The sequence below is a fragment of the Belliella alkalica genome, assembly GCF_022549785.1.
In the GTDB taxonomy this organism is placed as follows: domain Bacteria; phylum Bacteroidota; class Bacteroidia; order Cytophagales; family Cyclobacteriaceae; genus Belliella; species Belliella alkalica.
This window is the reverse complement of the sequence record NZ_JAKZGO010000019.1, coordinates 1-16083: the sequence shown is the minus strand read 5'-3', so window position 1 is coordinate 16083 and position 16083 is coordinate 1. Positions and strand designations below refer to the sequence as shown.

Sequence of the window (16083 nt, the reverse complement as noted above, 5' to 3'; positions counted from 1 at the left end):
TTAACGGTTAAAAGTTGGGGGTTTTTCATTGGAAAAATCGACTCTTGAAACAATAGGGTTATACAGGGAAAAGGGCAGTTTGAAAATGACTATATTCAAAGAGACAAATCTGTTATTTCTTGGCATATGAAAAATATTTATCATGAAGGAGAATTAGATAAACAAGCAACTGTTGCAAAAAATGCAACAGTTCAAAAAAATGGATACTGTGAAGAAATTGGTTATTAGCGTATTAAACAAAGACCTCAAGATCAAGTCGCAAATATGAAATGGGATAAAATCATCACCACGGAGCAGGAATATGAAAATGCTTTAAAGAGACTTTCTTCAATATTTGATACCAATCCAGATAGTCCTGAAGGAATGGAAGCAGAGCTATTGGTTACACTGATAGACAAATTTGAAAAAGAAAACTATCCTATCGCTTTACCAGAGCCTATCACCGCTATCAAAGAAGCTATGGTAATGAAAGGGCTAAAAGATAAAGACTTGATTCATGCTATTGGCAGTAAGACTACTGTAAGCCTTGTACTCAACCTTAAGCGTGCTTTGACCATTGCATGATCAGAACCTTCACGAGCTTTTAGGATTGCCAGTAGAGGTTTTGATACAACCTTTTAAACTCAATAACAGTCAGGAAATGGTGAATTAATTTATATGTTGATTCGAGTTGCACATATCGTCAAGGAGACCTTTACTAATCAAGCTGGAAATGTTTTTTATCTCCATCTTAAAGAGGTATTGAAAAAGGGTGAAAGCATTGAAGTTTCTTTTAAAGACACATCTGCGCCTTCTTCTTCATTTTTGAACTCTTCTTTTGGTGCTCTAATTGAAGAAATAGGCTTACAAGAATTCCTTAGTTTGGTCAAGCCTAGAGAGCTTACACCAACGCAAGCGCAAATGCTAAGGCATTATATACAAGGATTTAAATCAGATAGTAGGGAACATTAAACTTAAGAGGCTTCGGCCTCTTTTTTGCTGAAATTATATTTTTTACTCCCATTGATATGGTTTTAATTCTATAAACTTCAAAATTTTCTTAATTTGAGTTTTTTAAATCAGTCCTAAAAAAATATGACACGCATGTTAGCCATAGGATTAATTATTTCTGGAGTTGTTGATATAATTGGGTTTGCTTACTTTTTTGATCAAGACACCATCTTTGGCTAATTGATTGAGATATCCCGCAGCGGTAGGACGGCTGATGCGAAGGGCCTCTTGTAAATATTCTATTTTGGTGTGAGGATGATGGAAAAGGTGGTTGAGCAAATCCTGAATGTAAAAATTTTTTGATTTTCTTTATCATGTGAAAGACTATTGTAAAGAAAATTGAAATTCTTTTACATTGTATTCGCTAAATATTAAGAGTTTCTTGTTCTTTTTATTTTTGCTACCATTAATTGCCTGAACTAAATGATATTTTGAGATGATTAAATCTTTTAATCGGCTCAGAGTGGATTTATTCCATATCGGAATATGGAATAATTTCTTCATGGTATATTGAAATGAATGTTCACTCTAAATCTTAAAATAAAGAATTAAGGGCTTACCTAATCTTCCCTTCAACAATATTCCTCGCTTTTTCCCTAATAATCTCCTTCAACCTCTCTGGAGCATCAACTCTGACCTCGTCACCATGTGATAGAATTTCAGCGATCAATTCATATTCGATTTTCACTCGGAGACGGATGGTTAAGATTTTGTCATCATCTGCCAAAATCTCCTGACTTGCATGCAAAGGAAGAGATTTGATATAGCGACCTTTGAATTCTGGGAATGTCAGAATTACTTCTTCAACAGGATTGTCAGTTTTATTGATAACGCCAAATAGATCACGGAAATAGGCTTCAAAATCAATCTTCCGATTGACTTTAAACCTTTCTTTGGTTAAGTTTATCTCGTGAACCCGGTCTAGCGCAAATACTTTGAATTGATTATTTTCGTCGTAAGCCAGCAAGTACCAACGATGTTTGAATTCTTTCAGCGCTAGTGGTTTTAGGACTCTTTCTTCTGTTTCCCATTTCCAATATTTACCATAAGTTATTTGAATCTTTTTGCTGTGCTCTATGGCATTGATGATGGTAGAAAAGTACTCTGTCCCTTTAGCTACTTTCTGCTCCATAAAAACATAACTAGGCACTTTCCCTCTTTTCCCAAAGAGTTGAAGGGTATCAAAAACTTCTAAGAGCTGTATGTTTTGTTCGCTGCTTCCTTCGGTATCGATGGCATATTGGCCGGATTTGAAATCATATTTGATGGAGATGCCAAAAAATTCATTGATCTCGGCCAAATCCCTATTGAATGTACGCTTGGAAATGATCAGTTCCCTTTCGAGATCTTCTTCTTTCCTTGCCAAGTGATTTTCAAGGGTTTCCCAGTCAAAAGCCTTTCTTCTGGCTAATTTGATGATTTCAGCCTGTCTAATTAAAGAATCTAACTTGCTCATGATCGAAAGATAAGCATAAGTATCACCAAAATATGTCAGTGTTATTTTTTTGTTAAGACATATTTTGTCTGAGGCTGTGTCTATCTTAGCTGTATAGAAAAACTCAAAAACATGATAGATTTTATTGGTGACATACACGGACATGCAGACAAGCTCGAAGCTTTACTTTTAAAATTGGGCTATTCCAAAAGTAACGGGATCTATTCGCACCCTGAGAGAAAAGCTTTGTTTGTAGGTGATTATATAGATCGCGGACCGAAAATCACAGAAACACTTGAAATCGTCAAGAATATGGTAGAAAGTGAAAACGCCATTGCTTTGATGGGAAACCATGAATACAATGCTATCTGTTTTAATCTTAAGGCAGCGGGTGGAGGGCATTTAAGAGAGCATTCTGCTAAAAACATCAATCAGCACCAAGCAACCTTAAACCAATTCCAGAATAAACAGCATGAATATGAAATGTATTTGGAATGGTTTAAGACACTTCCCCTTTTTTACGAGACTGAAGAGTTCCGAGCAGTTCATGCTTGCTGGGATAAGGAAAGCATCGAATATTTGAAAGAAAATTTGGTTGAAGGTAAGTTGACTGATGAGTTGATATATCAATCAGTCAAAAAAGGATCTCCACTCTATGAAGCTTTTGAGCAAACTTTGAAAGGTAAGGAATTGAAATTACCAGATGGACTTTTTTTTACAGACAAGGACGGTGCAAGGAGAACTGAAATCAGAATAAAATGGTGGGAAGACCCTAATCAAATGACGTATAAAGAGATCAGTGTTGAGCCCATCGATAATTTACCTGATCGGCAGGTAGATGTCTCAGGAATAGGCTCAATAGATTATTACCCTGAAAGTGACAAAAAAGTGTTTTTTGGGCATTATTGGCTTAAAGGAGAACCAGCTCTATATAAAGACAATATTTGTTGCCTAGACTACAGTGTAGCTAAGGATGGTAAACTTGTGGCTTACAGAATGCATGATGAACTTCATTTACAAAGGGAAAATCTTCTTTATGTTTAATTTTCGCAATCTTGAAATCAGAATTTATCCAGAACTTAAGAATTTTGAACAATGAATAACCTTGATAAGAAAGACAAGTACCTAGGCTGCATTTTGGGCGGAGCTATTGGAGATGCTTTGGGGGCTCCAATCGAATTTTTAAATTATGAATCTATCATCAGCAAATACGGAGCTTCAGGTGTTCAATCTTATGTAGAGCATCCAAATGGCAAGGGTGAATTTACAGATGATACGCAGATGTTGCTTTTTACAGCTGAAGGACTATTGAGGGCTAGGCACAGGGCTGAGCTAAAGGGCATTGGCGGAGCACAAACCCAAATCACCTACCAATCTTATCTGAGGTGGCTGCATACACAAGGAGTAAATGTAATTGGCTCAGTCAAATCACATGGGTTTATGGAAGGTTGGCTAATCAAAAAGACTGAATTGTACAAAAGAAGAGACCCTGGAGGTACTTGCATTAATGCACTGAAATCTGAAAAGATGGGTACTGTTGGAGCGCCAATCAATGATAGTAAAGGCTGTGGTGCAGTGATGAGAATAGCTCCTGTTGGTTTGATATTCAACCATAATCGAAAAATCGCATTTGAGGAAGGAGTGAGGGTTTCAGCCATAACGCATGGTCACCCATCTGGATTTTTGAGTGGGGGATTATTGTCTTCTATAATCGCAGATTTGTCAATTGGTCTGGATTTGAAGACTTCAATTTCCAACGGACTTAGGATTTTGAAAAAATGGGAAAATCACGAGGAAGTTTATCAGAAGGTCAGCCAAGCTAGAGCTCTTCACAAGAAATATATAAACAAAGAAATTAGCCAAGATACCATAAATGAAATAGGCGAAGGTTGGGTAGCAGAAGAAGCATTAGCTATTTCCTTGCTATGTGCACTTCATTATTCACATGATTTCAAAAAAGCAGTAACCACCTCCATCAATCACAATGGAGATTCTGATAGTACTGGCGCCATTACAGGGAACATCGTAGGCCTTATAGTTGGGCAGCATCTTATCCCAACCGAATGGAAAGAAAATCTGATGTTTAAAGAAATCGGAGAAGAAATAGGGAATGATTTAGCCATTGGTTCTAAAAGCACCTATTTCGATTATGACGAAGATTGGCATTTGAAATATCCTGGGTATTAAAAGAGTTTTAAATAAGACTATTCTAAGATCCTACTATATCTCTCCTCCAACAATTCTAAGTATGCTTCCTGCATCCCATCAGTAAGAAAAGAATTTAGGATCCATTGTATGCCTTTCTTTTTGAACTTTAAGAAACGCTTAAAAACACCTTCAATCTGCTTATCTGTTAATCCAAGATTCTGGCCATAGGAGACAAAATCTGTCCTTTTGAGCCTGCTCTTTTTTCCGCCCATAGAAAGTGCCAGTTCTTCTTTGTCTTCAGGGTTGGCTATGGATACATTAAGCAAGTCATAAGCAGGTGCCAACGTCCAGCCTGATGAAGCTTCGATCAAGGAAAAATTCTTTAAGTGCATGTCATTATTTCCTGTAAGAAATGAAAACACGGTGATTTCGAATAAAATCAATTTATCCAAGACGGTATTAGAAGCGAACGATCCGACAGCTTTCCCCACTTTCTCCATGGAGCTTTTGTATTTGTCAAAGGCTTCTGTGATCTGGAACATATCGATCATGTGAATCTTTTCCAAATTCTCTGTACGGTCTATTCGTTTGGTGATGTAGGAAAGCTCTCCGGATTGCAATTGGATCAAAGACGATGGAACTACAGGAATACCAAAATCTTCAGCCATTCGCATTGTTAGATGTTCATTGGCTGGTAATTCAGGAAATGCAACAGTAGGAGGTTTGAAGATGTAATTGCCTCCCAAAGCGCCTACAATAGTCAATCTTTGATCACTTTGTCCCTGTACTTCTTTGATTAATGACATAGACAACTTGGGTTGTACACCAGGAACTGAAATGGAACGGTCAATCACATGCTTGGCAAGTGTTGTCATATCATCAATGGAATAAGGCATAAGGGGTGATGTCTGCGTCCCGAAAAATTCAATAGCACACTTGGCATGAAAATCCTTTTCTTGTTCTTCCAAAGGTTTGTAACAGTAAAGACACTTATCCTTCATGATCATGGGTAATAGGTTTAACATGCACAGCTCCAATACAGTTTTGACAACAAGCCAACAACAATCCCATTCGATCATTAGGGTTTAGCTTCCAATTTTTTGAGGCGATGTCCAAAAGCCAGCCTTCAGGGATCAGTCCTTCAAAAAAAGGAAACAGTCTGTTACTTACATAAGGTTTGTCAATCACCGGCATGCTGAAGGTGATGTACTGATAGGGAAATGATTGAATATATTGCTCAGTATATTCAAAGGTGTACTCCCCATCATCCGTTTCAGTAAGCATTCCCGCCAGAATATCTTTATAATAAATCTCCGCCTGTCGCATCATTAATAATTTTACTGTTTACCGGAGCCAATTCATGTCCGAACATTTGGAGCACCAAATTTACTTTATCGAGATTCAGGTTGGTCTTACCCTGTTCTATCTTTCTAATTACAGTTAAGGCTACACCACAGCGATCTGCGAATTCCTCTTGGGTCATTCCTGTTTCTTTTCTTCGTTCCTTAACAAAGGCTGAAAGTCTTTTCATTATATGTATTTAAATATAATACAGTTCAAAGATATTATTTTATATGTAAAAAAGTATAATAATGAAGAAAATATTTATTCTATATGTATTTAAATATAAAACAATTTAAAAGAAATATAGACGGCTTTATTAACATTTAACAGATAATCAACTCTACCAAATATCAAGTCCATATATTCATCCACATATTTTTTTCAAAAACCTAAAGACTAATTAAGTATCTAACCTTCTCTTATACAACAAAATAAAAAATAATTTTCACAAAAAAATAATCACAGTTTGTGGTCAAAGTGTGAACATTTCCAGTCTATACATACCAAATTACCTATCCATCAAAGCCCCTACACATGACCAAGATAGAACTGATCACCAAAGAAGATCTCGAAGAATTGAGATTACAACTCTTGGAAGATCTCCAAGAACTGCTCAAGCTCAAGCCCAAGGAGAAAGATCAAAGGGACTGGGTGAAAAGTGATGAAGTGCGAAGGATGCTCAAAATTTCTCCAGGATCATTACAGAACCTAAGGATAAGAGGGCTTCTGAATCCCAAGAAAATTGGAGGATCATATTATTATCAGTCAAAAGAGATCGAGAACCTATTCAAATAATTGATTATGGCCAATTATAATCTCAAATCAACCCAAGACAAGATCTTGGGGATCTACAGCAAGCTTCAAAAAGATGAATCAATTCAACTTTCCCATATGGCAATCTGCATGGCCCTTATTGGAGAATTCCTAAAGAATCAGGGAAGGAGCCGTTTTCGGATCACCCGAAAAATGATCATGAAAAACTCACAGGTCAAATCTCTGAGTACTTACCACAGATGTATGAAAGATTTGGTGAGGAAAAAAATCATCACCTACAGCCCTTCCTACCACCCAAAGCTAGGAAGTGTGGTTCATTTTGTTTGAAAATAGGGTAAGCGGTAGTATATGGAAAAACAGCCGAAATGTTTATCAATGACGTGAAATATTCCTCATTCAATGTAAATAAGATGCTTGGAGAAAACTCAAAAGGATAAATAAGAGACTATGCATGGTTAGTTTATTAGAGGGTTAAATTATAACTTTTATACCTCAAAAATTTGAAGTGAAAAATGTTAATCATATATTTAACAATCTTTTAAAATCAATTTAATGCAAAATACATAATATTAGTTTGGAAAAAGATTACCATATAGAGTCAAAGGTTTGGATGGGGTTTTTAAAAGGAAACCAAGATTCCTTCAAACAATTATATCTGAAATATATTGATGACCTTATTGTATATGGTTCTTTTTTTTGCAGGGATAGGTCAAGAGTAGAAGACTCAATCCACGATGTCTTTGTAGAATTGTTTAACAGGAGAGAAAACTTATCTCAGAATATAAATGTCAAATTTTATCTTTTTGCATGTTTAAGAAGGCAGTTGAAAAGGACTTTGAAAAATTTCCCAATTTTAGAATTCAAAGAAGGGAATGATCGAGATTTGGAAATTATCGATCTAAACTTCGATCCAATAATTCATAATGAGGAACAAAAACTGATAGTTTTTAAACTAGTAAAAGCGATAAATCAAATCAGTAAAAAGAAGAAAGAAATTATTTATCTTTATTATGTACAGCAATTGACTTATGCTGATATTAGTTTGCTTTTGGGAATTTCACTTTCTTCATGCAGAACCTTGATGTACCGAGCTATCAAAGATCTCAAGGCAAATTTTGAAATAGACACGATGATTCCTGAAAATATTGATTTGAGCTTATTGAAAAATGCGATTCAGTTGTCCGTAGCCTGTGGGTTTTTGATAGTGTAATTTTTTTCAGCGTTTTTACATCTCAAAAACTTATCAATCCGATTTATTCCCTGTTTTTAAGTAGCTGACAATCAGGTATAATTTAGCTTTTTGTTAATTTTATTTTATTTTTTGTCTATGCAGATGCCTCTTTTTGCTCTTTTATATTGTGATGACACATTACTGCCATCTTTTTATAAAGGTCAATGGAAAATAACAACGAAAAAGATAGTGTCGAAAAATTTTTCGGACAGTTTGGTAAATTTCTGAATAGTGCATTTAGGAGTTCGTCCCATAAGGCTATTTCTTTGAAAGAGAAAGAACTGCTGTTTGAGAGGATAGTAAATACTACAAATGAAATAAAGAATAAACCTTGCCACAGTAATTTGCAATGGTATAAATATGCTGCAGTGTTTATTGGGTTTATTGTATTGGTGGGATCAGTTTATTTCACGGCAATTTTCAGTCAGGAAAAAGTGGACTTTGAAAGTATGCTCAGCCAGTTGGATGTTGAAAATCTAGACCAAGCACAATTGATCATCAGCGACCAAGAAACTATAATATTAGAAGGAGAATCATCATTCATCGATTACCAAAGTACAAAGAGTGTAGTAGTAAATGAAACCCAAGCACCAAATTCTTCAATGGGTGAGTTTAACACATTGATAATTCCTTATGGCAAACGTTCACAAGTATTGCTCCCAGATGGAAGTAAGGTATATCTGAACTCAGGCTCCAAGATGGTGTATCCATCTGATTTTTCTAAAAACAGAAATATCTATCTTGAAGGCGAAGCATTTTTCGATGTTATTAAAGATGAATCAAGCCCATTTATAGTGACTACTAAAGAGTTGAGCTATAAAGTTCTAGGTACTTCTTTCAATGTGAATTCTTATAGTACAAGTGAAGGCAGCAGCGCTGTTTTGGTCTCCGGAAGTATAGAAGTTAAGCCAGAAAATGAATCGTTTTTTCGTTCAGAAAAACATATCCTAAAACCAAATCAGAAAGTCCAATTGATAAAAGAATCAAAAACAATCAACATCCAAAATGTTGATGTGGAGCAATATGTAAGCTGGAAGGATGGCTATTTGATCTTCGATCAGCATTCGATCAAGCAAATTAGCGAGAGATTGGAAGTGTTGTATAATGTAGAGATAGAAGTGTCTAAAAAGGCTCTAGCAAGTGAGACATTCACAGGTAGGCTAGATCTAAAGACAGATATCGAAAAAGTGTTGAAAACAATTGCCTCAACCTCAGGGGCCACCATTACAAAACAAGAAAGGAGGTATGAATTCAATTGAAAATTATGAAAATAAAAATCGGAAAGTGCTGTAACACTTCCCGATAGTAACACTACCCCTGCCAGGGTAGGATTTAATTAATGTAAAACATCAATATTACAAAGTTATGAAAAAAAAGTTTTCAATCGGTATCCCTATGCCAAATGGGTCGTACCGTCTTAAATTGATTTTGTGTATGAAGCTCATTGCTGGATTATTGTTTTTGGGAATGATGAATGTTTCTGCCAATACATTCTCTCAGAGCAACCTAGTCACTTTGGAATTGAACCAAGCAAGTTTGAAAGATTTCTTTGACCAAGTTCAAGACCAAACGGACTACTTATTCTTTTATCAAGACAAATTGATAAAAGCTAATCAAGGCAATAAAATCACATTGAATATAAAGGATAAACCTTTAGATCAGGTTTTAGTCAGCATCCTGGAATCAAGAAACTTGACTTATGAGATTTCGGGAAGACAGATAGCAGTAATTCCATCTAAAAAAGCTCCTGTCTTAACTAATCCATCCACCAAAAAGATTGATTTGCAAGATAGGGTTGTTAGTGGATTGGTTAGAGATGAAAATGGAGAACCACTTCCAGGGGTTTCTATTTTGATCAGAGGGACTTCTAAAGGAACAACTACTGATTTGGATGGGAAATTCAGTATTGAAGTGCCAGAAAATGCTACTTTGATTTTTCAATATTTGGGATTCAAAAAGGAGGAAATCCAGGTTGGTAACCGTTCTGAAATCACTGTTTCGCTCAAAGCCGATGTTTCAGACCTAAGTGAATTTGTCGTTACAGGCTATGGTGTACAAGAGAAGAGAGCTGTCACGGGCTCTATGTCATCTGTCAGTGGGGCAGATATCGAAAATCTACCTGTTGGATCATTTGACAAAGCATTGCAGGGTAGGGCAGCAGGAGTCTTGGTGCAATCATCTTCAGGTGTACCCGGAGGACAAGTTAATATCAATATAAGGGGGCAAGGTTCCATCACTGCGGGCAATCAACCACTTTACATAGTAGATGGAGTACAGCTAAATAGTGAAAGTGTAAATACCAATAGGACAGAAAACAATCCTTTGGCATTTTTGAATCCAAATGACATAGAGTCAATGGAGATACTAAAAGATGCGGCCGCGGCATCTATTTATGGGGCGCAAGCAGCCAATGGCGTAGTTCTAATTACCACCAAAAAAGGAAAAGCGGGGAAAACAAGATTCAACCTCAACTATTACAAAGGTATCACCGAACCTATGCCAAAGGTTCAAATGATGAATTCCCAGCAGTTTATAAATGCGAGAATTGAAGCCATGTCAAATAGGTTTCCGGCAAGAACACCTGAAACAATTCGTACTGGTGTGCTAAATGATTTGAGACTGCCTACAGATCTGACTGATGAGCAAATAGCAGGTCTCCCGACTTATGATTGGCAGGATATTGCTTTTAGAACAGGTGTAGTTGACAATCTAGATCTTACTGCATCAGGTGGAAATGACAAGACAACTTTCATCATGTCAGGTTCATACAACAATCATGTAGGAAATGTCGTGGCTATAGATTTCCAAAGGGCAACTGCTAGATTGGGGGTGACACACAAGGCCAATGAAAGACTTACTTTTGAAATGAATACCAACCTGAGTTCTATTGTACAGAATGGAAATGATGGAGTTGGTACTACAGGTTTATTTGCCGCCCCTCAATTTGCCTCGCCAATGATTGTTCCTACTGAGCCATTTAGGTTAGAGGATGGTTCATGGAACGCTCCCTTAGGTGGATTGCCTGGTACGATGCGCTACAATCCTGTCCAAACAGCCGAATATAATACAGCAAAGTCTAGGCAAAGATCCGTAATTGGTAATTTCTCTTTGAGGTATAAAATCTTGGACAACTTAGAGTTCAAATCTTTCTATGGACTCGATTATCGTATTATTTCCTCAGAGTTCTACATAGACCCCAGAACTGAAGGTGGGTTTGGAAGACAAGGGTTTTTACAGATCGAAACCATGCAGAATACAAACTTTATCACGAACCAAACTTTAAATTATAATACTCAAATAAATGATAAAAATCGACTAAACATATTGCTTGGAGCTGAATACAGGAGTGATATGAGGGAACGTGAAGGCGCTACAGCAGAAGGTTTCCCTACACATCAATTCAGAAGAATGTCATCAGCATCCACACCGCTTACGACTTTTGGTACATGGACAGGTTTCAAGAGGTTTGGGGTATTTGGACAAGCAAATTTCGAGCACGACAAGAAGCTGTTTGCAAGCGCTATTCTTCGTTATGATGGGTCAAGTAGATTTGGTGCCGACAATAAATTTGGATTCTTCCCGGCCTTTTCTGTTGGATGGGATTTTTCGCAAGAAAGTTTCTTGTATGATTCCAAAAGTGTGGATCAGTTGAAACTGAGATTTGGTTATGGACAGACGGGAAATGACCAAGTGGGGAATTTTGCTTCCAGAGGACTCTATGGTGGAGCAGGAAATTATGCAGGCAATCCCGGTATTCAACCAGGAGGAATAGCTAATGTAGATCTAGGATGGGAAAGGAATATTACTTACAATTTAGGTCTTGACTACTCCTTCTTCGAAAGAAGGTTGTACGGTGCGATTGAGGTATTTCACAGAACCAGCAAAGACCTTTTGCTCAATCAACCTTTGCCTTGGATTTCTGGATATGGGAATATCTCAAATAATATAGGTGAGGTCGTCAACAAAGGTGTTGAAATTGAAATATCCTCTGATATTATTAGAAAGAAGGATTTTTTATGGAAGAGTAGTTTTAATATCACCTTTTTGGACAATGAAGTCACAAGGCTATTTGATGATCTTGAAGTGCTTCCAGGTAACCAGTCTGTTAGGGTAGGGTATCCTTTGAGAACTAACTTTGAAGCATCTTATGCCGGTGTAAATTCGGCTACAGGGAGACCAATGTGGTATGATGCAAACGGTGATATTACTTACAACCCTCTGAATCCTGGAGATTATCAGATTTTCGGAAGTGAACTTTCAAAATATTTTGGAGGATGGGCCAATACATTCACATACAAAAGTTTGTCCCTAGATGTGTTCTTTACTTATGATATGGGCAGGGAGTATTACAATAATGCAAATGTTGGTTGGTATAGAAATGGTTTTGGGATTAGAAATGCCCTAGAAAGTGTGTACCTAGAGAGATGGACTGAGCCAGGGCAAATCACACCACACCCAAGGCCATTTGAAGGCGGTGCCGAAACGAATGGTGCTTCATATATAAGAAGTTCGAGCAGATTTTTGGAGGATGCATCATTCATTAGGTTGAAGCAAGTCACACTTGGTTATGATATCAATCCCAAGCTTTTGAATAGACTGAAGCTGACCAACGCGAGGATTTATGCGCAAGCTGTCAATTTGCTTACATGGACAGCTTGGACAGGATACGATCCTGAATTCTACCTTGGTGCAGATGGTTTTACCAGCAATCAAGGGATCGTCCCACAAACGAGAAATTATACAGTAGGAATACAACTTGGATTCTAAAAAAACAGACATCATGAAAACTTTAAATAAATACTTGATTTTGTTTCTGATGATTTCTTTCACAGCATGTGAAAGTTTGGTAGAGACAAATCCACAGCAAAGTATAGATGCAGATGAAGCATTGACAAGTCCCGAGGCAGTTAGAGCAGCTACAAACTCGGTTTTTAGCAGGCTAAGGGCGATCAGTCAATATGGTAGGGATCTCATTGCTATTCCGGAGGTGCTGACAGACAACTCAATGCAAGCTGGAACAGGGATAAGGCTTACCGGTGAAGCCAATAATCAGCCAGGTGCGCATATAAATAATTGGCAATCATCTTATTATGCTATAAATGAAGCGAATTTGATTTTAAGGGCGTTGGAAGAAAATTCTTTTAATGTTGATTTTAAAAATGAAATTGAAGGGCAAATCAGGTTTCTGTTAGGGCTATACTATCATAATCTGGTTCGGACGTATGCTTATGATCCTACCGCTGTTATTGAGGAAAACAACAGAGGTGGAGTTCCGATTTTGAAATTTGGAATTCGGAATACCAATGAAATAGTCCTTGAGGCTAGAGCACCAATCAATGAAGTTTATGAATACATCTATGAAAATCTGGAAAAGTCATATTCACTTCTTGAAAATGTGAATACTCAAACTCCCCATTATGCCTCACACGGCGCAGCAGCTGCACTATTGTCTAGAGTCGCGTTGTACAATGGTGACTATCAGAAAGTAGTTCTGGAAGTCGAAAAGGCTTTAGATTCAGGTATTGGGACTTTCCAAAGTAACCAAAACTATTTTTCTTCTTGGAGACAGGAAATCCATCCGGAATCCATATTTGAAGTTGTCTTTATGACGAATGAAAATGTGGGTCAGAATGAATCCCTAAGGGCTACTTTCACAACCAGATTCAATGATCAAACAACTACGGCAACCTCACATGGACTTGCGGTATTTAGTGAAGACCTTTTGACTTTATTCGCTGAAGAAGATGTAAGAAGAAGTTTGATTTACAGAGGACTAGGAATGAATAGTGGAGTTTTTGAAACAACAAAGTTCTTTAGCAGAAGTGGGATCAATAACTTGGATAATGTACCTGTAATCAGAGTGTCAGAATTATATCTCAATAGAGCAGAGGCTTATGCAAGATTAGGTAATATTGATTTGGCAAATGAGGACCTCAACGTAATCAGACAAAGAGCAGGTCTTGAAGCTGTAGAGCTTCAGGGAGAAGCGCTCATTGAGGAAATACTTACACAAAGGAGGATTGAATTGGCTTTCGAAGGGCATAGGTCTTTTGATTTGAAAAGGTTGGGTCGTGATATTGTAAAAGAGTTTGGAATTATTCCATTTGATGACTTTAGGACTTTGGCAAGAATTCCAATTAGGGAAGTGGATATAAATAACAACCTCCTTCAAAACCCAGGTTATTAATTTCAAAAACTGATAAAATTATGAAAACCATAAAATATTTAATCGTCCTGATGACCCTCTGCGCCTTGACTACAAGCTGCTTTGAAGTTTATGAAGATAGATACCTCTTTACAGACTCGCTAGTTGAGTTCCAAAATGCAGTGGTCTCAAACAATGCTACGGGAAGATCATATCCTTTAATCAATCAAAGAAGTGTAGGTGTTGTAAACTATCAAGTAAATTTGATTGGTGGGCATTTGCCTGAAAGTCAAACTATCAATTACCGAATTGTAGAATCTGAAAGCAATGCTATAGAGGGTGTTCATTACAATATTGATAACGAGGGTACGTTTATCATTCCTTCTGATAGTAGTTTTGGGTTTTTAGAGGTACAAAGGCTGGCATTCGAAAGGCAGGGCAGCACCAACTATATTCTGGTAATAGAACTTTTAGGCAACAACCAGGTAGCGCCCAGCAACAATCACAAAACCATTGGTTTATCATTTTAATAAAAAGGTGTGGTTGTATGACCACACCTTACCTACTTAAAATTTAAGAAGATGAAATTATTATTAAAATTAGCTGTTCTCATAATTTCCCTAGCTAATTTAAGTCAAGTTTATGCTCAAGAACTTCCTTTGCAGTCTGATTTAAATAAAATGGAAATGTTGGGCTGGTCCCAGCAAGATAAGATTGCAATAGATAGCATGGCTAATTCGATGGAGAGGATCAACAGCCTGCTTATAGTAAAGAACGATACTTTAATCTATGAAAATTATTTTAATGGTTTTGATAAGGATGGATATAGCAACATAAAATCTGGTTCTAAAAGTGTTTTGAATATCCTTATTGGATTAGCTATACAGGAAGGATATATAAACTCTATTGACCAAAAAATACCTGAGTTTTTGCCTGAATACTTTTCAGATACCACTGATTTGAGGAAAAGAGAGATATCCATCAAAGACTTGATGACAATGCAATCAGGATTGAAACCTACAAGTTTGGAGCATTATGCAAGCTGGGTAGCAAGTGAGGATTGGATTGCTTACGCATTGAACCTTCCCTTAGATGCTGATCCAGGGACATACTATGGGTATAGCACAGGAGATACACACCTTCTAGGTGTCATTCTATCAAAAGCAGTTGGAATGTCCGCTTTGGAATTTGCCCAAAAACACCTGTTTGAACCAATGGGAATACATGTGACCCAGTGGACTGCTGATCCTTTGGGCTTTCATGAAGGGGGAAATAATATTTTTATCAAGCCTATTGATTATGCAAAAATAGGTATGATGGTGAAAAATGGTGGACGATACAATGGAAAGCAAATTATCAACTCTGCCTGGTTAGAAGAGAGTTTATCATTCAAGGTCACTCCTCAAGGGATATCTAGACCATTCCCAATAGATGGATATGGCTACTTGTGGTGGTTGATTGACGCGTCGGGATACAAAACATACTGTGGTATTGGATTTGGTGGGCAATATATGATGACCATTCCAGATCTGGACATGATTATCGTTTTGACATCTAAGTACAAAGGGAGTGCACCTTCCCAACACTTTTCAGATATCGCAATTTTGATCAATGATTATATTTTAAAACCAATTAAAAATTGAAACTAAGGTGGGGAAATTTAACAAACACAAAAAAAACCTAGTGGGATTGTTTTTGGCCATAGTACTTTTTGCTTGTCAAAATACTAATCAAGATTCCGAGAAAAATACACTCTTGGCTATCGAAAAAGCCATCATTGGGCAGAAAGATAGTTTTTTTTATATCAACTCTGAAGAATATCAAATCAGCTCAGACCTTCCAATAGGGTTCTTTGATTCGGGAACAGGTGGACTTACGATCCTAAACTCCGTGTTGGAGTTTGATGAATTCAACAATGCAAAAAGGTCTTTCGGGAGTGATGGTATTCCAGATTTTGCCAATGAAAAATTCATTTATCTCGCAGATCAAGCAAATATGCCTTATGGTAATTATTAT

Annotated in this window: 16 protein-coding genes and 2 pseudogenes; 13 read left to right on the top strand and 5 right to left on the bottom strand. The window is 37.0% G+C overall.

The window, feature by feature from the left end; translation table 11 throughout:
• Nucleotides 1-264 precede the first annotated feature (264 nt).
• Nucleotides 265-564 (top strand): helix-turn-helix domain-containing protein, encoded by a 300-nt coding sequence (locus tag MM213_RS17240; RefSeq protein WP_241414141.1) that lies wholly within the window; start codon nucleotides 265-267, stop codon nucleotides 562-564.
• Between the two features lie 93 nt (nucleotides 565-657).
• Nucleotides 658-951 carry an STAS-like domain-containing protein gene (locus MM213_RS17235; RefSeq protein WP_241414140.1) on the top strand — a complete coding sequence of 98 codons (294 nt, stop codon included), beginning with the start codon at nucleotides 658-660 and terminating at the stop codon, nucleotides 949-951.
• Between the two features lie 147 nt (nucleotides 952-1098).
• Here the strand turns inward: MM213_RS17235 and MM213_RS17230 are convergent.
• Nucleotides 1099-1281: pseudogene (locus tag MM213_RS17230) on the bottom strand (Fic family protein); the annotation flags it as partial.
• Nucleotides 1282-1546: 265 nt separating this feature from the next.
• A complete protein-coding gene (locus MM213_RS17225) occupies nucleotides 1547-2446 on the bottom strand; it encodes a helix-turn-helix transcriptional regulator (RefSeq protein ID WP_241414138.1) in 900 nt (299 codons plus the stop codon).
• Between the two features lie 111 nt (nucleotides 2447-2557).
• Between MM213_RS17225 and MM213_RS17220 the strand changes: the two genes are divergently transcribed.
• Both MM213_RS17220 and MM213_RS17215 read left to right on the top strand, forming a co-directional pair.
• Nucleotides 2558-3469 carry a metallophosphoesterase gene (locus tag MM213_RS17220; protein WP_241414137.1) on the top strand — a complete coding sequence of 304 codons (912 nt, stop codon included), beginning with the start codon at nucleotides 2558-2560 and terminating at the stop codon, nucleotides 3467-3469.
• Between the two features lie 51 nt (nucleotides 3470-3520).
• Nucleotides 3521-4612 carry an ADP-ribosylglycohydrolase family protein gene (locus MM213_RS17215; RefSeq protein ID WP_241414136.1) on the top strand — a complete coding sequence of 364 codons (1092 nt, stop codon included), beginning with the start codon at nucleotides 3521-3523 and terminating at the stop codon, nucleotides 4610-4612.
• Nucleotides 4613-4629: 17 nt separating this feature from the next.
• Here MM213_RS17215 and MM213_RS17210 read toward each other — a convergent pair whose 3' ends face one another.
• The 3 genes from MM213_RS17210 to MM213_RS17200 are packed head-to-tail and all read right to left on the bottom strand — an operon-like array spanning nucleotide 4630 to nucleotide 6104.
• Complete coding sequence (locus tag MM213_RS17210) at nucleotides 4630-5574, bottom strand: HipA domain-containing protein (protein WP_241414135.1); 945 nt, start codon at nucleotides 5572-5574, stop codon at nucleotides 4630-4632.
• Nucleotides 5564-5902 (bottom strand): HipA N-terminal domain-containing protein, encoded by a 339-nt coding sequence (locus MM213_RS17205; protein WP_369413956.1) that lies wholly within the window; start codon nucleotides 5900-5902, stop codon nucleotides 5564-5566. Before MM213_RS17205 ends, MM213_RS17210 begins: the two co-directional genes overlap by 11 nt.
• A complete protein-coding gene (locus MM213_RS17200) occupies nucleotides 5874-6104 on the bottom strand; it encodes a type II toxin-antitoxin system Y4mF family antitoxin (protein ID WP_241276435.1) in 231 nt (76 codons plus the stop codon). The genes MM213_RS17205 and MM213_RS17200 overlap by 29 nt, the downstream gene beginning before the upstream one ends.
• A gap of 347 nt (nucleotides 6105-6451) precedes the next feature.
• Here MM213_RS17200 and MM213_RS17195 point away from each other — a divergent pair, with 347 nt between their 5' ends.
• The 9 genes and pseudogenes from MM213_RS17195 to MM213_RS17155 all read left to right on the top strand — a co-directional run.
• Nucleotides 6452-6712, top strand: coding sequence for a helix-turn-helix domain-containing protein (locus MM213_RS17195; protein ID WP_241414134.1), 261 nt, complete (start codon nucleotides 6452-6454; stop codon nucleotides 6710-6712).
• A gap of 6 nt (nucleotides 6713-6718) precedes the next feature.
• On the top strand, nucleotides 6719-7018 hold the full coding sequence (locus tag MM213_RS17190) for a hypothetical protein (protein ID WP_241414133.1): 300 nt from the start codon (nucleotides 6719-6721) through the stop codon (nucleotides 7016-7018).
• Nucleotides 7019-7265: 247 nt separating this feature from the next.
• Nucleotides 7266-7901, top strand: coding sequence for an RNA polymerase sigma factor (locus MM213_RS17185; RefSeq protein ID WP_241414132.1), 636 nt, complete (start codon nucleotides 7266-7268; stop codon nucleotides 7899-7901).
• Between the two features lie 185 nt (nucleotides 7902-8086).
• Nucleotides 8087-9181: a FecR family protein gene (locus MM213_RS17180; RefSeq protein WP_241414131.1), complete on the top strand. Its 1095-nt coding sequence runs from the start codon at nucleotides 8087-8089 to the stop codon at nucleotides 9179-9181.
• A 106-nt stretch (nucleotides 9182-9287) separates the two neighbouring features.
• Complete coding sequence (locus MM213_RS17175) at nucleotides 9288-12689, top strand: TonB-dependent receptor (RefSeq protein ID WP_241414130.1); 3402 nt, start codon at nucleotides 9288-9290, stop codon at nucleotides 12687-12689.
• Nucleotides 12690-12702: 13 nt separating this feature from the next.
• A complete protein-coding gene (locus MM213_RS17170; RefSeq protein ID WP_241414129.1) occupies nucleotides 12703-14109 on the top strand; it encodes a RagB/SusD family nutrient uptake outer membrane protein in 1407 nt (468 codons plus the stop codon).
• Nucleotides 14110-14129: 20 nt separating this feature from the next.
• The gene (locus MM213_RS17165) at nucleotides 14130-14597 is read left to right on the top strand and encodes a DUF4843 domain-containing protein (RefSeq protein ID WP_241414128.1); all 468 of its coding nucleotides are present in this window, start codon (nucleotides 14130-14132) and stop codon (nucleotides 14595-14597) included.
• A 51-nt stretch (nucleotides 14598-14648) separates the two neighbouring features.
• Entirely contained in the window at nucleotides 14649-15710 is a 1062-nt protein-coding gene (locus tag MM213_RS17160; RefSeq protein WP_241414127.1) for a serine hydrolase domain-containing protein, read from the top strand.
• Between the two features lie 7 nt (nucleotides 15711-15717).
• A pseudogene (locus MM213_RS17155) lies at nucleotides 15718-16083 on the top strand (hypothetical protein); the annotation flags it as partial.